General features: G+C 51.9%; 19 protein-coding genes and 1 other annotated feature. Of the genes, 11 read left to right on the plus strand and 8 right to left on the minus strand.

Translation table 11 applies throughout. The features are described from left to right. Position 1 precedes the first annotated feature (1 nt). Genes yidD through rpmH form a run of 3 tightly spaced genes read right to left on the minus strand, consistent with a single transcriptional unit; the run spans position 2 to position 740 of the window. Complete coding sequence (yidD, locus tag B9P82_RS21500) at positions 2 to 259, minus strand: membrane protein insertion efficiency factor YidD (RefSeq protein WP_003023846.1); 258 nt, start codon at positions 257 to 259, stop codon at positions 2 to 4. Beyond that, positions 223 to 582, minus strand: coding sequence for a ribonuclease P protein component (gene rnpA / locus B9P82_RS21505; RefSeq protein WP_003844432.1), 360 nt, complete (start codon positions 580 to 582; stop codon positions 223 to 225). The genes yidD and rnpA overlap by 37 nt, the downstream gene beginning before the upstream one ends. Before the next feature lie 17 nt (positions 583 to 599). Continuing rightward, positions 600 to 740 carry a 50S ribosomal protein L34 gene (gene rpmH, locus B9P82_RS21510; protein WP_003023858.1) on the minus strand — a complete coding sequence of 47 codons (141 nt, stop codon included), beginning with the start codon at positions 738 to 740 and terminating at the stop codon, positions 600 to 602. A gap of 606 nt (positions 741 to 1,346) precedes the next feature. Here rpmH and dnaA point away from each other — a divergent pair. From dnaA to yidA, 5 genes are all read left to right on the plus strand, one after another. Beyond that, positions 1,347 to 2,750 carry a chromosomal replication initiator protein DnaA gene (gene dnaA / locus B9P82_RS21520; RefSeq protein WP_016155069.1) on the plus strand — a complete coding sequence of 468 codons (1,404 nt, stop codon included), beginning with the start codon at positions 1,347 to 1,349 and terminating at the stop codon, positions 2,748 to 2,750. Positions 2,751 to 2,754: 4 nt separating this feature from the next. After that, positions 2,755 to 3,855 carry a DNA polymerase III subunit beta gene (dnaN, locus tag B9P82_RS21525; RefSeq protein WP_016155068.1) on the plus strand — a complete coding sequence of 367 codons (1,101 nt, stop codon included), beginning with the start codon at positions 2,755 to 2,757 and terminating at the stop codon, positions 3,853 to 3,855. After that, positions 3,855 to 4,928 (plus strand): DNA replication/repair protein RecF, encoded by a 1,074-nt coding sequence (recF, locus tag B9P82_RS21530; RefSeq protein ID WP_016155067.1) that lies wholly within the window; start codon positions 3,855 to 3,857, stop codon positions 4,926 to 4,928. The genes dnaN and recF overlap by 1 nt, the downstream gene beginning before the upstream one ends. Positions 4,929 to 4,956: 28 nt before the next feature. Next, positions 4,957 to 7,371 (plus strand): DNA topoisomerase (ATP-hydrolyzing) subunit B, encoded by a 2,415-nt coding sequence (gyrB, locus tag B9P82_RS21535; protein ID WP_101700895.1) that lies wholly within the window; start codon positions 4,957 to 4,959, stop codon positions 7,369 to 7,371. Positions 7,372 to 7,501: 130 nt separating this feature from the next. Next, a complete protein-coding gene (gene yidA, locus B9P82_RS21540) occupies positions 7,502 to 8,314 on the plus strand; it encodes a sugar-phosphatase (RefSeq protein WP_016155065.1) in 813 nt (270 codons plus the stop codon). A gap of 4 nt (positions 8,315 to 8,318) precedes the next feature. Here the strand turns inward: yidA and cbrA are convergent, their stop codons facing one another. Beyond that, positions 8,319 to 9,437: a colicin M resistance lipid reductase CbrA gene (gene cbrA / locus B9P82_RS21545; protein WP_049271669.1), complete on the minus strand. Its 1,119-nt coding sequence runs from the start codon at positions 9,435 to 9,437 to the stop codon at positions 8,319 to 8,321. A gap of 99 nt (positions 9,438 to 9,536) precedes the next feature. Between cbrA and B9P82_RS21550 the strand changes: the two genes are divergently transcribed. Further along, the gene (locus B9P82_RS21550; protein ID WP_101700896.1) at positions 9,537 to 10,763 is read left to right on the plus strand and encodes a DUF3748 domain-containing protein; all 1,227 of its coding nucleotides are present in this window, start codon (positions 9,537 to 9,539) and stop codon (positions 10,761 to 10,763) included. Position 10,764: 1 nt separating this feature from the next. Here B9P82_RS21550 and B9P82_RS21555 read toward each other — a convergent pair whose 3' ends face one another. After that, positions 10,765 to 11,097 carry a YceK/YidQ family lipoprotein gene (locus B9P82_RS21555; RefSeq protein WP_165500175.1) on the minus strand — a complete coding sequence of 111 codons (333 nt, stop codon included), beginning with the start codon at positions 11,095 to 11,097 and terminating at the stop codon, positions 10,765 to 10,767. Between the two features lie 239 nt (positions 11,098 to 11,336). Next, positions 11,337 to 11,409, plus strand: a sequence feature (ROSE (Repression Of Heat Shock gene Expression) occurs in the 5'-region of heat shock genes and acts as an RNA thermometer to modulate expression.). On the opposite strand from B9P82_RS21555, the gene ibpA reads away from it, so the two are divergent. Both ibpA and ibpB read left to right on the plus strand, forming a co-directional pair. Next, on the plus strand, positions 11,403 to 11,816 hold the full coding sequence (gene ibpA / locus B9P82_RS21560; RefSeq protein ID WP_003023882.1) for a small heat shock chaperone IbpA: 414 nt from the start codon (positions 11,403 to 11,405) through the stop codon (positions 11,814 to 11,816). Its footprint overlaps the feature before it by 7 nt. A 92-nt stretch (positions 11,817 to 11,908) precedes the next feature. Further along, complete coding sequence (gene ibpB, locus B9P82_RS21565; protein ID WP_003827096.1) at positions 11,909 to 12,337, plus strand: small heat shock chaperone IbpB; 429 nt, start codon at positions 11,909 to 11,911, stop codon at positions 12,335 to 12,337. On the opposite strand, the gene B9P82_RS28325 is transcribed toward ibpB, so the two are convergent. Further along, complete coding sequence (locus tag B9P82_RS28325) at positions 12,326 to 12,547, minus strand: hypothetical protein (protein ID WP_137352488.1); 222 nt, start codon at positions 12,545 to 12,547, stop codon at positions 12,326 to 12,328. The two genes, ibpB and B9P82_RS28325, sit on opposite strands and share 12 nt — an antisense overlap. Before the next feature lie 71 nt (positions 12,548 to 12,618). On the opposite strand from B9P82_RS28325, the gene B9P82_RS21570 reads away from it, so the two are divergent. Further along, complete coding sequence (locus tag B9P82_RS21570) at positions 12,619 to 14,280, plus strand: putative transporter (RefSeq protein ID WP_016155061.1); 1,662 nt, start codon at positions 12,619 to 12,621, stop codon at positions 14,278 to 14,280. On the opposite strand, the gene B9P82_RS21575 is transcribed toward B9P82_RS21570, so the two are convergent. Beyond that, the gene (locus B9P82_RS21575) at positions 14,281 to 14,997 is read right to left on the minus strand and encodes a GntR family transcriptional regulator (RefSeq protein WP_046276201.1); all 717 of its coding nucleotides are present in this window, start codon (positions 14,995 to 14,997) and stop codon (positions 14,281 to 14,283) included. Between the two features lie 223 nt (positions 14,998 to 15,220). Here B9P82_RS21575 and B9P82_RS21580 point away from each other — a divergent pair, with 223 nt between their 5' ends. After that, positions 15,221 to 16,840 (plus strand): alpha-glucoside-specific PTS transporter subunit IIBC, encoded by a 1,620-nt coding sequence (locus B9P82_RS21580; protein ID WP_101700897.1) that lies wholly within the window; start codon positions 15,221 to 15,223, stop codon positions 16,838 to 16,840. After that, positions 16,837 to 18,159 (plus strand): 6-phospho-alpha-glucosidase, encoded by a 1,323-nt coding sequence (locus tag B9P82_RS21585; protein ID WP_101700898.1) that lies wholly within the window; start codon positions 16,837 to 16,839, stop codon positions 18,157 to 18,159. The genes B9P82_RS21580 and B9P82_RS21585 overlap by 4 nt, the downstream gene beginning before the upstream one ends. Here B9P82_RS21585 and B9P82_RS21590 read toward each other — a convergent pair. Next, the gene (locus B9P82_RS21590) at positions 18,156 to 19,049 is read right to left on the minus strand and encodes an AraC family transcriptional regulator (RefSeq protein ID WP_101700900.1); all 894 of its coding nucleotides are present in this window, start codon (positions 19,047 to 19,049) and stop codon (positions 18,156 to 18,158) included. The two genes, B9P82_RS21585 and B9P82_RS21590, sit on opposite strands and share 4 nt — an antisense overlap. Positions 19,050 to 19,129 lie beyond the last annotated feature (80 nt).

Consider the following 19,129-nt stretch of genomic DNA (forward strand, 5'->3'; position numbering starts at 1 on the left):
GTTAGTGTTCTCTGGTATCAAATGGTCCGGGCGGGACGGGATCGTCACCACCAGGGTGTAAAGGGTGGCATTTTAATACGCGTTTCACCGTCAACCAACTGCCTTTTATCACTCCAAACCTGCGCAATGCCTCAATTCCGTAGCTCGAGCAGGTTGGAGTGAAACGGCAATGCGGCCCAAGCAGCGGACTGATCAGGCGTTGATAGACCCGAATAAGGGCTATCAGGACCCGCGAGCCAGGCGACAATGGCGACGCCATAATTTTTCCAACGCTTCCGAGAGAGCACGGTTATCGAGGTCAGCAACCCCTTTTTTCGCCACCACCACGAAATCCATTGCTGGAAGTTCGTGCTGACGTAAACGAAAGCTTTCACGTGTCAGACGTTTAATCCGATTGCGTTCATGCGCGCGTTTAACGTTTTTCTTGGCGACGGTAAGACCGATACGGGGATGCCCCAGCGAATTCAGGCGGCCGAGGATGGTGATTTGCGGCGTGCCAGCCCGTTGTGGCTGCTGGAAGACGAATGTGAAATGAGTGGGAGTTAACAAACGTAACTCCCTGGGAAATGCGAGCTTAACCACTCAGGGGCTAGCTTTTATTACTTAGAAACGGTCAGACGAGAACGGCCTTTAGCACGACGACGTGCCAGAACCTGACGACCATTTTTATTAGCCATACGAGCACGGAAGCCGTGAGAACGGTTGCGCTTCAGTACAGACGGTTGAAAAGTGCGTTTCATGGCGATTTCTACCTAAACTTGAATAAATTCACTGACTTTTGCGTATACCCGAACGAATTTCGAACGACTTACGCCACAGTGTGGGTGATTAAAGAGGCCGGATTGTAATAATTGTACACTCCGGAGTCAATTCTCTTTCCTTATTTCCCGCTTTTTTCCGCATGGTTTCGCGTATAAAACAGGCAGCGTTGACGCCTTAAGGCGACCGTTACTCGCTGGGGGTAAGAATTATACGGGCTGGCGGATAAAGCGCAAGGATCGCTCGGGATCTTTATTAGATCGTTTAAGCAGTAAAGCATCTTTACTCATTAATTTTTTCAATATGCGCGCTAAAACCTGCAGCACTTCTCCAGGATCGTTTACACTTAGCCGATTCTGGATCATCCTGTGGATAAATCGGGAAGAATCTGTGAGAAACAGAAGATCTCTTTCTCAGTTTACGCTATGATCCGCGGTCCTGATCGTTTCAATGGATCCTGATCGGGTAAAAATTGCAGATAGCAATTCGCACGTCACCCTTTGCATAGGGTCTTGTCGATGTGCGTCAACAATCATGAATGTTTCAGCCTTTGTCATTTATCGACTTTTGTTCGAGTGGAGTCCGCCGTGTCACTTTCGCTTTGGCAGCAGTGTCTTGCCCGATTGCAGGATGAGTTACCAGCCACAGAGTTCAGTATGTGGATACGCCCGTTGCAGGCGGAACTGAGCGATAACACGCTGGCTTTGTATGCGCCAAACCGTTTCGTGCTTGATTGGGTAAGGGATAAATACCTTAATAATATTAATGGATTACTCAATAACTTCTGTGGAGCGGATGCCCCGCAGCTGCGCTTTGAAGTCGGTACTAAACCCGTCACGCAAACGCTGAAAACGCCGGTGAACAACGTTGTTGCGCCCGCTTACGTGGCTCAGCAAGTGCAACCGCAACGTGCCGCTCCGGCGGCGCGCTCAGGCTGGGATAACGTCCCGGCACCGGCAGAACCTACCTATCGTTCTAACGTCAACGTCAAACACACGTTTGATAACTTCGTTGAAGGTAAATCTAACCAACTGGCGCGCGCGGCGGCACGTCAGGTGGCGGACAATCCTGGTGGCGCCTACAATCCGTTATTTCTTTATGGCGGTACGGGTCTGGGTAAAACCCACCTGCTGCACGCTGTCGGTAACGGTATTATGGCGCGTAAGCCAAACGCGAAAGTGGTGTATATGCACTCCGAACGTTTTGTGCAGGACATGGTTAAGGCCCTGCAAAACAACGCGATCGAAGAGTTTAAACGCTACTACCGTTCCGTGGATGCGCTGCTGATTGACGATATCCAATTCTTCGCGAATAAAGAACGATCGCAGGAAGAGTTTTTCCACACCTTTAACGCCCTGCTGGAAGGCAATCAGCAGATCATCCTGACTTCGGATCGCTATCCGAAAGAGATCAACGGCGTTGAAGATCGTCTGAAATCCCGCTTCGGCTGGGGACTGACTGTTGCGATCGAGCCGCCTGAGCTGGAAACGCGCGTCGCGATCCTGATGAAAAAAGCCGACGAAAACGACATTCGTCTGCCGGGTGAAGTGGCGTTCTTTATTGCCAAGCGTCTACGCTCTAACGTACGTGAGCTGGAAGGCGCACTGAACCGCGTGATCGCCAACGCTAATTTTACCGGCCGGGCGATTACCATCGATTTCGTGCGCGAAGCGTTGCGCGATCTGCTGGCTTTGCAGGAAAAGCTGGTCACCATCGACAATATTCAGAAGACGGTGGCGGAGTATTACAAAATCAAAATTGCGGATCTGCTTTCTAAGCGTCGATCTCGCTCGGTAGCTCGTCCGCGCCAGATGGCGATGGCGCTGGCAAAAGAGCTCACTAACCACAGTCTGCCGGAAATTGGCGACGCGTTTGGTGGGCGTGACCATACTACCGTGCTTCATGCCTGTCGCAAGATTGAGCAGTTGCGTGAAGAAAGCCATGATATTAAAGAAGATTTCTCCAATTTAATCAGAACATTATCTTCGTGACGCTATGAAATTTACCGTTGAACGTGAACATTTATTAAAACCGCTTCAGCAGGTCAGCGGCCCGCTGGGTGGACGTCCTACACTGCCTATTCTCGGAAATCTGCTGCTGCAGGTTGCTGACGGTGCGCTTTCTCTGACCGGTACCGATCTCGAAATGGAGATGGTGGCGCGCGTGGCGCTGATCCAGCCTCATGAACCTGGTGCGACCACCGTTCCGGCGCGTAAATTCTTCGATATTTGCCGTGGGTTGCCGGAAGGCGCGGAAATTGCCGTTCAACTGGAAGGCGATCGCATGCTGGTGCGTTCTGGCCGCAGCCGTTTCTCGCTGTCTACGCTGCCTGCCGCCGACTTCCCGAATCTGGACGACTGGCAGAGCGAAGTCGAATTCACTTTGCCGCAGGCCACGATGAAGCGCCTGATTGAAGCCACGCAGTTTTCTATGGCGCATCAGGACGTGCGTTACTACTTAAACGGCATGCTGTTTGAAACCGAAGGGGAAGAGCTGCGTACCGTGGCGACCGACGGTCACCGCCTGGCGGTCTGTTCAATGCCTGTCGGTCAGCAGTTACCCAGCCATTCGGTGATCGTTCCGCGTAAAGGCGTAATTGAACTGATGCGTATGCTCGACGGCGGCGACAACCCGCTGCGCGTGCAGATTGGCAGCAACAACATTCGTGCGCACGTGGGTGACTTCATCTTTACCTCCAAGCTGGTTGATGGTCGTTTCCCGGATTATCGCCGCGTATTGCCGAAGAATCCGGACAAACATCTGGAAGCCGGTTGCGATATCCTCAAACAGGCATTTGCTCGTGCGGCGATCCTCTCTAACGAGAAATTCCGCGGCGTGCGTCTGTATGTCAGTGAAAACCAGCTGAAAATCACCGCCAACAACCCGGAGCAGGAAGAAGCGGAAGAAATTCTGGATGTCTCCTATCCTGGCACTGAACTGGAAATCGGTTTTAACGTTAGCTACGTACTGGACGTACTAAACGCGCTGAAGTGCGAGAACGTTCGTATTCTGCTGACCGATTCCGTATCGAGCGTACAGATTGAAGATGCTGCCAGCCAGAGCGCGGCTTATGTTGTTATGCCAATGAGACTGTAATGTCGCTCACCCGTCTGTTGATCCGCGACTTTCGCAATATCGAAAGCGCGGATCTCGCTTTATCCCCTGGCTTTAACTTCCTGGTTGGCGCGAACGGCAGCGGCAAAACCAGCGTGCTGGAAGCCATCTATACGCTCGGCCACGGTCGGGCGTTTCGCAGTTTGCAGATTGGCCGCGTAATTCGCCACGAGCAGGAGTCGTTTGTTTTACACGGGCGTTTGCAGGGGGAAGAGCGTGAGACATCGATTGGCCTGACGAAAGACAAACTGGGCGACAGCAAAGTGCGCATTGACGGCACTGACGGGCACAAGGTCGCGGAACTGGCGCACCTGATGCCGATGCAACTGATCACGCCAGAGGGGTTTACTTTACTCAATGGCGGCCCCAAATACAGAAGAGCATTCCTTGACTGGGGATGCTTTCACAATGAAGCCGGATTTTTCACCGCCTGGAGCAATCTGAAGCGACTGCTAAAGCAGCGCAACGCAGCCCTGCGCCAGGTGAGTCGTTATGAGCAACTGCGTCCGTGGGATAAAGAACTGATCCCGCTGGCGGAACAAATCAGCACCTGGCGCGCGGAGTACAGCGCCGGTATCGCGCAGGATATGGCGGATACCTGTCAGCAGTTTCTACCCGAATTTTCTCTCTCCTTCTCATTCCAGCGCGGCTGGGAGAAAGAGACCGATTATGCCGAAGTGCTGGAACGCAGTTTTGAACGCGATCGCATGTTGACCTACACCGCACACGGTCCGCACAAAGCGGATTTTCGCATTCGCGCTGACGGTGCGCCGGTGGAAGACACGTTGTCGCGTGGGCAGCTAAAGCTGCTGATGTGCGCCTTACGTCTGGCGCAAGGGGAGTTCCTCACCCGCGAAAGTGGGCGGCGGTGTCTCTACCTGATAGATGATTTTGCCTCTGAACTTGATGATGCCCGTCGTGGGCTGTTAGCCAGCCGCTTAAAAGCGACGCAATCTCAGGTCTTTGTCAGCGCAATCAGCGCTGAACACGTTCTGGACATGTCGGACAAAAATTCGAAGATGTTCACCGTGGAAAAGGGTAAAATAACGGATTAACCCAAGTTTAAATGAGCGAGAAACGTTGATGTCGAATTCTTATGACTCCTCCAGTATCAAAGTCCTGAAAGGACTGGATGCGGTGCGTAAGCGCCCGGGTATGTATATCGGCGACACGGATGACGGCACCGGTCTGCACCACATGGTATTCGAGGTGGTAGATAACGCTATCGACGAAGCGCTCGCGGGTCACTGTAAAGATATCGTTGTAACGATTCACGCTGACAACTCCGTGTCCGTTACCGATGATGGCCGTGGTATCCCAACCGGTATTCACCCGGAAGAGGGCGTTTCGGCGGCGGAAGTTATCATGACCGTTCTGCACGCAGGCGGTAAATTCGATGATAACTCCTATAAAGTTTCCGGTGGTCTGCACGGCGTAGGTGTGTCCGTAGTAAACGCCCTGTCACAGAAACTGGAGCTGGTGATTCGCCGCGAAGGTAAAGTGCATCAGCAAACTTACGTGCACGGTGTGCCGCAGGCGCCGCTGGCGGTAACCGGCGAAACAGAAGCGACGGGTACTCAGGTACGTTTCTGGCCAAGCCACGAAACCTTTACCAACGTCGTTGAGTTTGAATACGAGATTCTGGCTAAGCGTCTGCGCGAGCTGTCGTTCCTGAACTCCGGCGTCTCTATTCGTCTGCGCGACAAGCGCGATGGTAAAGAAGACCATTTCCACTACGAAGGCGGCATCAAGGCGTTTGTTGAATACCTCAACAAAAACAAAACGCCGATCCACCCAAATATCTTCTACTTCTCCACCGAAAAAGACGGTATCGGCGTTGAAGTTGCGCTGCAGTGGAACGATGGTTTCCAGGAAAACATCTACTGCTTCACCAACAACATTCCGCAGCGTGACGGCGGTACTCACCTTGCAGGTTTCCGTGCGGCGATGACCCGTACCCTGAACGCCTACATGGACAAAGAAGGCTACAGCAAAAAAGCCAAAGTCAGCGCCACCGGTGATGATGCCCGTGAAGGCTTGATTGCCGTTGTTTCCGTGAAAGTACCGGATCCGAAGTTCTCCTCACAGACCAAAGACAAGCTGGTCTCCTCTGAGGTGAAATCGGCGGTAGAACAGCAGATGAACGAACTGCTGAGCGAATACCTGCTGGAAAACCCGTCTGACGCGAAAATCGTCGTTGGCAAAATTATTGATGCTGCACGTGCCCGTGAAGCGGCACGTCGCGCGCGTGAAATGACCCGTCGTAAAGGCGCGCTGGACTTAGCGGGCCTGCCGGGCAAGCTGGCGGACTGTCAGGAACGCGACCCGGCGCTGTCCGAACTGTACCTTGTGGAAGGGGACTCCGCAGGCGGTTCTGCGAAGCAGGGCCGTAACCGTAAAAACCAGGCGATTCTGCCGCTGAAGGGTAAAATCCTCAACGTCGAGAAAGCGCGCTTTGATAAAATGCTCTCTTCTCAGGAAGTGGCGACGCTGATCACCGCGCTCGGCTGTGGCATCGGTCGTGACGAGTACAACCCGGACAAACTGCGTTATCACAGCATCATCATCATGACCGATGCGGACGTCGACGGCTCGCATATTCGTACGCTGCTGTTGACCTTCTTCTATCGTCAGATGCCGGAAATCGTGGAACGCGGCCACGTTTACATTGCACAGCCACCGCTGTACAAAGTGAAAAAAGGTAAGCAGGAACAGTACATTAAAGATGACGAAGCGATGGATCAGTACCAAATTTCTATCGCTCTGGATGGCGCAACGCTACACACTAATGCCAGCGCACCTGCTCTTTCAGGTGAGTCGTTAGAAAAACTGGTTTCTGAATACAACGCGACGCAGAAAATGATTGGCCGTATGGAACGTCGTTACCCGAAAGCGCTGCTGAAAGAACTGGTTTATCAACCGACGCTGCCGGAAGCTGATTTGGCGAACGAGCAGACCGTTACCCGCTGGGTTAATTCGTTGATTACCGAGCTGAACGAAAAAGAACAGCACGGCAGCCTGTGGAAGTTTGATATCCACCACAACGCAGAGCAGAACCTGTTTGAGCCGATTGTGCGCGTCCGTACTCACGGTGTGGATACCGACTATATTCTGGATCACGAGTTTGTGACCGGTGGCGAATACCGTCGTATTTGTACGCTCGGTGAGAAGCTGCGCGGGCTGATCGAAGACGATGCGTTTATCGAACGTGGCGAGCGCCGCCAGCCGGTTGCCAGCTTTGAGCAGGCGCTGGAATGGCTGCAGAAAGAGTCACGTCGCGGCCTCGCTATCCAGCGTTATAAAGGTCTGGGCGAGATGAACCCGGATCAGCTGTGGGAAACCACCATGGATCCGGAAAGCCGTCGTATGCTGCGCGTTACCGTGAAGGATGCGATTGCCGCCGACCAGCTGTTCACTACGCTGATGGGCGATGCCGTTGAACCGCGTCGCGCGTTTATCGAAGAAAACGCCCTGAAAGCGGCGAACATCGATATCTAACTTGCACCCAGGTCTACAACCGTCCTGCAAAAGGGGAATCTCGATTCCCCTTTCTATCCCCCTTTTCGTAGCTGTTTTTTGAGCGGAATCGCGTTAGCATGAGGACGGACTCATTTAATCCGGGGAACTCATGGCTATCAAACTTATTGCTATCGACATGGATGGCACACTTCTGCTGCCCGATCACACCATTTCACCCGCGGTCAAAACGGCGATTGCCGCAGCGCGCGCGCGTGGCGTAAATGTGGTGCTGACCACGGGGCGCCCGTATGCCGGCGTCCACAGCTATCTGAAAGAATTGCATATGGAAGAACCCGGTGACTACTGTATTACCTACAATGGCGCGCTAGTGCAGAAAGCAGGGGATGGCAGTACTGTCGCGCAAACCGCGTTGAGCTATGATGATTATCGTTATCTGGAGCAGCTCTCCCGGGACGTTGGCTCGCATTTCCACGCTCTCGATCGCAACACCCTGTATACCGCGAACCGTGATATCAGTTACTACACGGTACATGAATCGTTTGTTGCGACGATTCCGCTGGTGTTCTGTGAAGCCGAGAAAATGGATCCCGCAACCCAGTTCCTGAAAGTGATGATGATTGACGAGCCGGAGATCCTCGATAAAGCTATCTCGCGCATACCTGCGGAAGTAAAAGAGAAGTACACCGTGCTGAAAAGTGCACCGTATTTCCTCGAAATCCTCGATAAACGCGTCAATAAAGGGACTGGCGTGAAATCGCTGGCCGATGCGTTGGGTATAAAAGCTGAAGAGGTGATGGCGATTGGCGATCAGGAAAACGACATCGCGATGATTGAATACGCAGGCGTGGGCGTTGCCATGGACAACGCTATTGGGTCAGTCAAAGAAATCGCCAACTTTGTGACGAAATCTAACCTTGAAGATGGCGTCGCATATGCCATTGAGAAGTTTGCGCTGAAATAAGATGTTATGGGCAAATGCCTTGGCGCATTTGCCCTGTTTCAGCAATTAGTTGTGATACTGAGTGGTCACCTTGAGGAATATGCGCCACGCCGCTGCGCATTATCCATTTGCGGGAAAACGCCGACGTCAGGGCCCGACTTTTCAGGATTTTGCCAAACAGTTTGAGACGTAACTTGCGGGTGGCTTTGCGGTAAGCGTGATTCATATCTGGTGCATCCCGCAACAATACAGATTTGAGCGCCTCCGCGCTGTCCAGCGCATAGCTAATCCCCTCCAGTGAGCTGGCGCTGATAAAACCGGCCGCTTCGCCAATCAAAAATGCGTTGTCCTTGCCACAGACGAAGTCTTTCCAGCGTGAAGGAAACAGCACCGTACATTTTTCACTTTTCACCGGTTTTCCGAACTGAAATTGGAACGCTTCCATCTTCGCTTTCAGCGCGTCAAAGCGCGCCTGACCGTCCTTCATCGGGTAGGCACCGCCAAAGATAAAATAGCCATCTTTGCTGATACTCCAGGAATAACAGTCGGTTGCGTCGTTATCAAAAATGCAGGAATAGAACGGGACGGGATGCTTTTCCGCAAACCATTGTTGAATAGCAACATATTTACGGATCTGGTGCCGGGGATAGAGATGACGGCGTACCAGTGAGTTCGCGCCGTCGGCTCCCACCAGATAACGCGCGGTGATCTGCTGCTCCCAACCGTCGGCGCGGAAGATAACATGCCATTTATCGCCCTCGCGCCAGATTTTCCGACACAGGCTGTCGTGGTACACCTGTACATCATCAGGAATGAGAGATTTAAGCCATAAATCAAAAGCATGGCGGTTGATATTAATGTAGCTGCGCTGGTAGTTACGCGTCAAAGAGGCTGCAACATCAACCGTTTTAACGCTAAATATTTGTGGGTTAGCGATGACATCAACGGGTAAGGTTATCCCGTCGCGGATAAACGAACGCTGGGCATCCGGGGCTAACAGACCGCCGCAGGGTTTGGTGAAACCTTCGTTGCCACACTGGTGTTTTTTATCCAACGCGATCACGCGCATTTTTCCACTCAACTGCCGCGCCAGCGCTGCGCCTGCCGGGCCTAACCCGATAATGGCTACGTCAAAATGTTCCATCTTTCTGTCCGCAAAAATGAAGATGGCGATACGCTAAAGCCTGAAAGTGAAGTGCTTGTGAAGTATGATTGCTGAAATCGTCTTGTATCAGGGCATTCCATGAAGCAAATCACCTTTACGCCGCGTAATCATCAGCTTACCAATATCAATACCTGGACACCGGACAGCCAGTGGCTGGTCTTTGATGTGCGCCCTTCCGGTGCCTCTTTTACCGGCGACACAATTGAGCGCGTCAATATTCATACTGGCGAGCTGGAGGTGATTTATCGGGCCATGCAGGGATCGCACGTTGGCGTGGTGACCGTTCATCCAAAGGTGGAAAAATATGTGTTTATTCATGGGCCTGAAAATCCTGATGAAACATGGCATTACGACTTCCATCATCGGCGTGGGGTGATAGCTACGCAGGCAAAAGTGGAGAATCTGGATGCGATGGATATTACCGCCCCATATACGCCGGGCGCGCTGCGCGGCGGTAGTCATGTACATGTATTTAGCCCGAGCGGCGAGTTTGTCAGTTTCACCTATAACGACCATGTGCTGCATGAGCGCTCACCGGCGCTGGATTTACGCAATGTCGGTGTGGCTGCGCCCTATGGTCCGGTGACGGTCTCCGCGCAGCATCCCCGTGAGTACAGCGGGAGCCATTGGTGCGTGCTGGTAACCCAGACGACACCCACGCCTAAACCGGGTAGCGATGAGATTAACCGCGCCTATGAAGAGGGCTGGGTAGGGGAAAACAGACTGGCGTTTATCGGTGATACGTTATCAGTCACGGACGAGAAAGTGCCGGAGTTATTTATTGTTGATTTACCACAGGATGAAAGCGGCTGGAAACAGCCGGGCGACGCTCCGCTGGAGGGCACTGAGGCAACAATGCCTGCGCCGCCATTCGGTATTAATCAACGCCGCCTGACGTTTACTCATGCGCGCGCCTTTCCCGGTCTGGTAAATCAGCCGCGCCATTGGGTGCGCAGTAATCCAAAGGCATCTGATATTGCGTTTTTAATGCGTGATGACGTCGGCATTGTGCAACTGTGGCTGATTTCCCCACAAGGAGGGGAACCGCGTCAGCTTACCCGCTGCGCCACGGATATTCAGTCAGCATTCAACTGGCATCCTTCAGGGAAATGGCTGGGGTTTGTACTGGATAACAAAATTGCTTGTTGTGATGCTCAGACGGGAGAGGTTGATTTTCTAACGGACCGTCACGGCAACCCACCATCGGGCGATGCGATCATCTTCTCTCCTGATGGTCGACAGGTTGCGTGGATGGAAGACGTCGAGGGTTTCCGCCAGCTGTGGGTAACAGAGACAGGGCGTTAACTTAAGGAGCAGGCATTTCAGCCGGAGGGATAACGGCGTTCGTGGCCTGCGTTCTCTCCTCGCTTTTTTCTACACGGGATCTCACCGAGTTATCTTTGCGAAAGAGATCCCACGGAAGTAATACTGTATCCAGTACTGCGGTAAACGGCATATCCAGAATCGCCAGTGACTTGGTTCCCCAGTTTGTATCACTTTCGCTAATCATTGTGGCGCTGGCGCGCGTGCCAGGATACGTCCCTTCTTTGCCTCCGGTATGCGACATAATGCTGGAACAGCCGCTCACAAACGCCATCCCGCTGCACATTGTCAGTGTTACCAACATTTTTTTTATCATCATTTTTTTCATCTGTATTTATTGTGTTTGCATGGTGAGTTAAAGCGATCCGTTGCGAAAATAACATCACCATTTCGTCACACTGTGGCGGCTATCGCGATTTAACGATAACAACTGCTCACACCAGTGTATGCAATAGACAACAAACTGCAAAAAAAGTCAGATGAATACGCTTGAAAAGTTTGTATTAAGACCCATTTTTAGAGTGTAGACAAATGAAGGGCATGCCTGATGGGTGTCCTGGCTACCTGACCTGTCCATGATGGAAGGTCTATTATTCTCGCTGATTTCAGGAGCTATTGATTATGCGTAACTTTGATTTATCCCCGCTGTACCGTTCTGCTATTGGTTTTGATCGCCTGTTTAACCTGCTGGAAAACAATCAGGGCCAGAGCAATGGCGGCTACCCTCCGTATAACGTTGAGCTGGTAGACGAAAACCATTACCGAATTGCGATTGCCGTTGCTGGTTTTGCTGAAAGCGAACTGGAAATTACTGCCCAGGACAATCTGCTGGTGGTGAAAGGCGCCCATGCGGACGATCAAAAAGAACGTACTTACCTGTATCAGGGGATTGCCGAGCGCAACTTCGAACGTAAGTTCCAGTTAGCGGAGAACATTCATGTTCGCGGCGCGAACCTGGTGAATGGTCTGCTGTATATCGATCTCGAACGCGTGATTCCCGAGGCGAACAAGCCGCGCCGCATCGAAATCAACTAATTCTGTGGGCCGCTTCAGGCGGCCCTGTTAAGCAATCGGCTTGCCGTCAGGGAGCCAAAAGGTACTTACTCGCTTCTTAGAAGGAGATTATTATGCGTAACTACGATTTATCCCCACTGCTGCGTCAATGGATCGGTTTTGACAAACTGGCCAATGCCTTGCAAAACACGGGCGAAAGCCAGAGCTTCCCGCCTTATAACATCGAAAAGAGCGATGATAACCACTACCGCATTACCCTTGCGTTAGCCGGTTTCCGCCAGGAAGATCTGGATATTCAACTGGAAGGCACGCGCCTGACCGTGAAAGGTACGCCGCAGCAGCCGGAAAAAGAGACCAAATGGTTGCATCAGGGGCTGGTCACTCAGCCGTTCAGCCTGAGCTTTACGCTGGCTGAAAATATGGAAGTCTCCGGCGCAAGCTTCACTAACGGCTTGCTGCATATCGATTTGACCCGGAATGAACCTGAAACCATCGCTCCACAACGTATCGCCATCAGCGAACGTCCCGCATTAGACAGTTAAATAGCTCCATGCCTTTGCCCCGCCAGAAATGACGGGGCTTTTTTGTGCCTCAGCCCACATGAAACTATTATCTGGGAGGGCAGGATGCCGGAAGCGCTGCCATTGCCAGAAAAAAGCATTCAGCAATTTCAAATCGACGTGAAGAAAAACAGTAAAGAACGCCCTTCTTAAGCGCTCCTGGGCGCTCTGTAGCATGATAATGTGCGCCACTCTGCATTCATGCCTGAACGGTTCAGTCATAATCTTCGTTAAATAAAATGTTATTCACAGGGAACAGGAAAATGAGTGATATAGCATTGACGGTCAGCGTTCTGGCAATGGTGGCAGTTGTCGGATTATGGATCGGCAACATAAAAATACGTGGTGTTGGTTTTGGCATCGGAGGCGTGCTGTTCGGCGGTATTATTGTCGGGCATTTTGTCGATCAGGCAGGGATGACCCTGAGCGGCGACATGCTGCATTTTATTCAGGAATTTGGCCTGATTCTTTTCGTCTACACCATCGGTATTCAGGTGGGGCCGGGCTTTTTTGCGTCACTGCGCGTTTCGGGCCTACGGCTGAATCTGTTTGCCGTGCTGATTGTTATCATGGGTGGCCTGGTCACCGCGATCCTGCATAAGATTTTTGCCATTCCCCTTCCCGTGGTGCTGGGCATTTTTTCCGGTGCGGTCACTAATACTCCGGCGTTAGGCGCGGGGCAGCAGATTCTGCGCGATCTGGGTACTCCTGTTGATGTGGTGGATCAGATGGGGATGAGCTATGCCATGGCTTATCCTTTTGGTATCTGCGGTATTTTGCTCACTATGTGGCTGATGCGCCTTATTTTTCGCGTTAACGTTGATGCCGAAGCCCATCAGCATGAATCCACGCTGACCAACGGACACGCGCTGATTCAGACGATGAATATCCGTGTGGAAAACCCGAACCTCAACAATATGGCGATTCAGGATGTCCCAATCCTGAACAGCGACAAAATCATCTGCTCACGTTTAAAACGTGAAGAAACATTGATGGTGCCGTCGCCGGGGACGATTATTCAGATGGGCGACCTGCTACACCTGGTTGGTCAGCCTGCTGATCTGCACAATGCGCAGGTGGTGATTGGGCAGGAGGTGGACACATCGCTGTCGACGCGAGGTACCGATTTACGCGTTGAGCGCGTGGTGGTGACCAACGAACAGGTGCTGGGGAAACGAATCCGCGACCTGCATTTCAAAGAACGTTACGACGTGGTTATCTCCCGTCTGAACCGTGCGGGGGTTGAGCTGGTAGCCAGCAGCGACGCCAGCCTGCAGTTTGGCGACATCCTCAATCTGGTCGGTCGACCTTCCTCGATTGATGCTGTTGCTAATGTGGTGGGTAACGCCCAGCAAAAACTGCAGCAGGTGCAGATGCTGCCGGTATTTATCGGGATCGGGTTGGGTGTTCTGCTGGGTTCAATCCCGCTGTTCATTCCTGGGTTCCCGGTGGCGCTAAAACTGGGGTTGGCCGGTGGGCCGCTGATTATGGCGTTGATCCTGGGGCGTATTGGCAGCATCGGTAAGTTGTATTGGTTTATGCCCCCCAGCGCTAACCTGGCGCTGCGAGAGTTGGGTATCGTGCTGTTTCTCGCAGTGGTTGGTCTGAAGTCAGGCGGTGATTTTGTTCATACCCTGACGCAGGGGGATGGCCTGAGCTGGGTGGGCTACGGTATTTTCATCACCGCGATTCCGCTGATTACCGTGGGGCTGCTGGCGAGGATTTTCGTCAAAATGAACTACCTCACGCTGTGCGGCATGCTGGCTGGCTCAATGACCGATCCGCCTGCACTGGCATTTGCTAACAACCTGCATGCCACCAGCGGGGCAGCGGCGCTTTCGTATGCGACCGTTTATCCGCTGGTGATGTTCCTGAGAATTATCACGCCGCAACTGCTGGCGGTGATTTTTTGGGGAATGGGTTAGTCACGCTGAGTCTGGGTGGACGCGCCGTAAGTGGTAGTCCACCTGGTACTCGCTGGCGTTTCTGAACATCACCGAATAATTCAAAAACTCCCCGCTATCGCTGTAGGACAGTGAGGTAATCCGCAGCAATGGCGTCTGTTCAGGTACGTTCATCTGCGCGGAAAGCTGTTTATCGGCAAGAACGGGAGTCAGACTTTCATAGTTGCCGCTGATAGTTATTCCGCACTCTTTCTCAATGTAATCGAATTTTGACCCTTCCAGATGCGCCAGCGATAAATTACGGAATAATTTTACCGGCATGTAGCTGTCTTCAAGCATCAGCGGCTTGCCGTCCACATAGCGAACGCGACGTGAGAAGTAGATGCGTTCATTAATCTGGATACGCAGTTGGCTGGCAATTGCTGGTGGTGCGGGCATCACTTCAAATACCAGTACTTCACTGGTGACCTCTTTCCCTTGTCGCTTCAGTACTTCCGCCAGTCCGGTCAGGTTTGTGGTTTCATGATGGACATCTTTGCGCGCCACATAAGTTCCACTCCCATGACGGCGTACGACCAATCCCCAGCCAATCAACATATCAATTGCTTTACGGATCGTCATTCGTGAAACCGCGAACTCTTGGGCAAGCTTTTTTTCACCAGGCAACGGGCTACCGATGTTGTAATCAGAAGAATTCAGGCGAATTCGTAGTCGTTCCGCAATTGATTTGTAGATCACTACCAGACCTCTTTTTTCTTTTAATTACCGCACCATAAACCTTTTGATGTCTAACTTTTACGTAAAAAGTAGACCTCATTGCCGAAATTAAAACCATGAAAGCGATCACGAATCGCAGCGGCATGCCATGTCTGAAGGATCGCAACTTTCTATTCTCGTATCAGGCCAGCAATCACTACAAAAAAGGCCTCTCCCCTACTGGTTGTTATATGAGGATGTGAAAATGCTCAGTCAAATACAACGCTTTGGCGGCGCGATGTTCACCCCGGTGCTGCTGTTTCCCTTTGCCGGTATCGTCGTCGGTATCGCTATTATGCTGCGCAACCCGCTGTTTGTGGGTGAAGCGCTTACCGCTCCCAACAGTTTGTTCGCACAAATCGTTCATATCATCGAAGAAGGTGGCTGGACGGTATTTCGCAATATGCCGCTGATTTTCGCCGTTGGTCTGCCGATCGGTCTGGCGAAACAGGCTCAGGGGCGCGCTTGCCTGGCGGTACTGGTCAGCTTTCTTACGTGGAATTACTTCATCAATGCCATGGGCATGACCTGGGGAGATTTCTTCGGCGTGGATTTTAGCGCAGACCCGACGGCAGGTAGCGGCTTAACGATGATGGCTGGGATTAAAACACTTGATACCAGCATCATCGGCGCCATTGTCATTTCCGGTATTGTTACTGCTTTGCATAACCGTTATTTCGACAAACCCTTGCCAGTATTTCTCGGTATTTTTCAGGGAACATCGTTTGTGGTGATCATTGCCTTCCTGGTGATGATTCCCTGTGCCTGGCTGACGCTGCTGGGTTGGCCAAAGGTGCAGATGGGGATTGAATCTCTGCAAGCTTTTCTGCGTTCTGCGGGTGCACTGGGGGTATGGGTTTATACCTTCCTTGAGCGTATTTTGATTCCGACCGGGCTGCATCACTTCGTCTATGGTCCATTTATCTTCGGCCCTGCGGCGGTGGAAGGTGGCATCCAGGTCTACTGGGCGCAGCACTTGCAGGAATTCAGCCAAAGCACAGAGTCGCTGAAAACGCTGTTCCCGGAAGGGGGTTTTGCTCTGCACGGCAATTCGAAAATCTTTGGTTCATTAGGTATTGCTCTGGCGCTTTACTTCACTGCCTCTCCGGAAAACCGGGTGAAGGTGGCGGGATTATTGATCCCCGCTACGCTAACGGCTGTGTTGGTAGGGATTACCGAACCGCTGGAGTTCACCTTCCTGTTTATCTCACCCTTGCTGTTTGCTGTACACGCCGTGCTGGCGGCCTCCATGGCGACGGTAATGTATCTCTGCGGCGTGGTAGGCAATATGGGTGGCGGCCTGCTTGACCAGTTCTTACCGCAAAACTGGATCCCAATGTTCCACAACCATGCCGGAATGATGTTCACCCAGATAGCGATTGGCCTGGCCTTTACCACGATCTATTTCACCATCTTCCGCGCGCTGATCCTGCGCTTCAACCTGAAAACGCCGGGCCGGGAAGACAGCGAAATCAAACTCTACACCAAAGCTGACTATAAAGCCGCGCGTGGGCAAACCACCGCCACTGCGCCAGACACCAAACTGGGACAGGCGGCCGGTTTTCTGCAAGCGTTAGGCGGCGCAGGCAATATCGAAAGTATTAATAACTGCGCCACTCGCCTGCGGATTGCGCTTCACGACATGGCGAAAACGCAAAGCGATGACGTCTTCAAAGCGCTGGGTGCACACGGTGTTGTGCGTCGCGGCAATGGTATTCAGGTCATTGTTGGTTTACACGTCCCTCAGGTACGCGACCAGCTCGAAACGCTAATGAAATCTACTTTATCAAACGAACAGATCCCCATGACGGAGGCAGTATCATGAAAAAATTCTCAGTGGTTATCGCAGGTGGTGGTAGTACCTTTACGCCGGGCATCGTGCTGATGTTGCTGGCAAATCAGGACCGTTTCCCGCTTCGTGCGCTGAAATTTTATGACAACGATGGCGCGCGTCAGGAGGTGATTGCCGAGGCGTGTAAAATCATCCTCAAAGAGCAGGCGCCGGAGATAGAGTTTAGTTACACCACCGATCCCAAAACTGCGTTTACCGATGTTGATTTTGTGATGGCACATATCCGCGTGGGTAAATACCCAATGCGTGAACAAGACGAGAAAATCCCATTACGTCACGGGGTGTTAGGCCAGGAAACCTGTGGGCCGGGCGGGATTGCCTACGGCATGCGATCTATTGGCGGTGTGCTGGAACTGGTGGATTATATGGAAAAATATTCACCAAACGCCTGGATGCTTAACTACTCTAACCCGGCGGCAATTGTGGCTGAAGCCACGCGTAGACTGCGTCCAAATGCGAAAATCCTCAATATTTGCGATATGCCCATCGGTATTGAAGGACGGATGGCGCAGATCGTCGGCCTTAAAGATCGTAAACAGATGCGCGTGCGCTACTACGGGCTGAACCACTTTGGCTGGTGGACATCAATTGAAGATCTCCAGGGTAACGATTTGATGCCGAAGCTGCGTGAATACGTGGCGAAGCATGGTTATGTGCCGCCATCGAACGACCCGCATACGGAGGCGAGCTGGAATGATACCTTCGCTAAGGCGAAGGATGTGCAGGCGCTGGATCCGGACACCATGCCAAATACCTACCTGAAATACTATCTGTTTCCGGATTACGTGGTCCAGCACTCCAATCCGCAGCGTACCCGTGCCAACGAGGTTATGGATCACCGCGAAAAACAGGTGTTCGGTTCCTGCCGGGCCATTATTGAGGCGGGCCATTCTGCGGCCGGTGAACTGGAGATTGACGAACATGCTTCCTACATTGTCGATCTGGCGGCGGCCATCGCCTTTAACACTCAGGAGCGGATGCTGCTGAGTGTGCCAAATAATGGTGCGATTCATAACTTTGATGATGAAGCGATGGTCGAGATCCCATGCCTGGTGGGGCATAACGGCCCGGAGCCGCTGACGGTGGGGGATATCCCGCAGTTCCAGAAAGGGTTGATGAGCCAGCAGGTGGCGGTTGAGAAGTTGGTGGTCGATGCCTGGGAGCACCGCTCTTACCAGCGTTTGTGGCAGGCTATCACCCTGTCGAAAACCGTGCCGAGTGCGTCTGTAGCTAAAGCGATTCTGGATGATTTGATCGACGCTAACAAAGAGTACTGGCCGGAACTGCGCTAACCCAGTTGACCGGCATCCTCTGGGTGCCGGTCCGCATGTTTCAATACCGCCGACGGCGCATAGCCAAATTTGTGTTTAAACGCCTTGCTGAAATGAAACGAGTCAAAGAAGTTAAGTATATCAGCGACCTGCCCGACCGTATTTCCCTCTTGCTTTAACAGCGATAACGCCAGTTCCAGCCGCGCATCCAGATAGTATTCTTTCGGTGTTTTTCCGGTATAGCGTAAAAAAAGACGACGTAGCCAGGCTTCGCTACAGGGGATAGTGGCTGCCATATCCGCCACGCTCCACCGTTTTTGTAGACTGGCATGTAGAGTGGCAATCAGTTTTTCAATCTGTATTCGCTGTGGGTCTTTTTTACCTTCGGCGTAAATAAGACAAATCCATTGATAAATTATTTTTGTGAGAAAGGCGACTGCCAGATTATTTTTTATTGAGTCTGGGGATGTAATTAATCGCGAAACTTTGGTCAGCTCATGATTATAAATATCACCATTATAAATAATGCTTTGTTGTCGTAGCGGAATATCCATTACGCTGGTTGGTGTGAATTCCATCCAGTATTGTTCCCATACCAACCCTTCACAGTGATAAGACTGTATATCGGTTGGTTTTAAAAAGATTATACAGTTTCCGGTAAGCGTGATTTGTTCACCGCCTTTAAGAAGGATTTTTCCACAGCCCTGGACGGTGTAGACCGCAACCCATGAATTAGCAATCAGCGGTTTTTTCTTATCACGTGGCCAAATAACCCGATAATGTTCGTCGGCATAGGTGTGCCACAGCGAGATCAATGAAATCCCGCTGGAGATCACACTTTCATTAATCAACAGGGGAATATTGTACGTAGTTTCGTTTTTTACATGCGAACTTTGCATCTTTCCATTCATTTTAATTTCCCACCGGAGAATTATGCCCACAACCTGAACTTAACAGAAAAAATCTGTTCAGGGATATGACGTTTTTATTT

The sequence above is a fragment of the Citrobacter sp. L55 genome, from assembly GCF_002850715.1.
Classification (GTDB): Bacteria; Pseudomonadota; Gammaproteobacteria; order Enterobacterales; family Enterobacteriaceae; genus Citrobacter; species Citrobacter braakii.

Excerpts from the sequence above, each read along its gene's own strand:
- B9P82_RS21590 (WP_101700900.1), bottom strand. The coding sequence starts at position 19,049 with ATGAATGGAAAGATGCAAAGTTCGCATGTAAAAAACGAAACTACGTAC.
- yidA (WP_016155065.1), top strand. The coding sequence starts at position 7,502 with ATGGCTATCAAACTTATTGCTATCGACATGGATGGCACACTTCTGCTG.
- ibpA (WP_003023882.1), top strand. The coding sequence starts at position 11,403 with ATGCGTAACTTTGATTTATCCCCGCTGTACCGTTCTGCTATTGGTTTT.
- rpmH (WP_003023858.1), bottom strand. The coding sequence starts at position 740 with ATGAAACGCACTTTTCAACCGTCTGTACTGAAGCGCAACCGTTCTCAC.
- yidD (WP_003023846.1), bottom strand. The coding sequence starts at position 259 with ATGGCGTCGCCATTGTCGCCTGGCTCGCGGGTCCTGATAGCCCTTATT.
- recF (WP_016155067.1), top strand. The coding sequence starts at position 3,855 with ATGTCGCTCACCCGTCTGTTGATCCGCGACTTTCGCAATATCGAAAGC.
- B9P82_RS21550 (WP_101700896.1), top strand. The coding sequence starts at position 9,537 with ATGAAGCAAATCACCTTTACGCCGCGTAATCATCAGCTTACCAATATC.
- B9P82_RS21580 (WP_101700897.1), top strand. The coding sequence starts at position 15,221 with ATGCTCAGTCAAATACAACGCTTTGGCGGCGCGATGTTCACCCCGGTG.
- B9P82_RS21555 (WP_165500175.1), bottom strand. The coding sequence starts at position 11,097 with ATGATAAAAAAAATGTTGGTAACACTGACAATGTGCAGCGGGATGGCG.
- B9P82_RS21585 (WP_101700898.1), top strand. The coding sequence starts at position 16,837 with ATGAAAAAATTCTCAGTGGTTATCGCAGGTGGTGGTAGTACCTTTACG.
- dnaN (WP_016155068.1), top strand. The coding sequence starts at position 2,755 with ATGAAATTTACCGTTGAACGTGAACATTTATTAAAACCGCTTCAGCAG.
- B9P82_RS21570 (WP_016155061.1), top strand. The coding sequence starts at position 12,619 with ATGAGTGATATAGCATTGACGGTCAGCGTTCTGGCAATGGTGGCAGTT.
- ibpB (WP_003827096.1), top strand. The coding sequence starts at position 11,909 with ATGCGTAACTACGATTTATCCCCACTGCTGCGTCAATGGATCGGTTTT.
- gyrB (WP_101700895.1), top strand. The coding sequence starts at position 4,957 with ATGTCGAATTCTTATGACTCCTCCAGTATCAAAGTCCTGAAAGGACTG.
- cbrA (WP_049271669.1), bottom strand. The coding sequence starts at position 9,437 with ATGGAACATTTTGACGTAGCCATTATCGGGTTAGGCCCGGCAGGCGCA.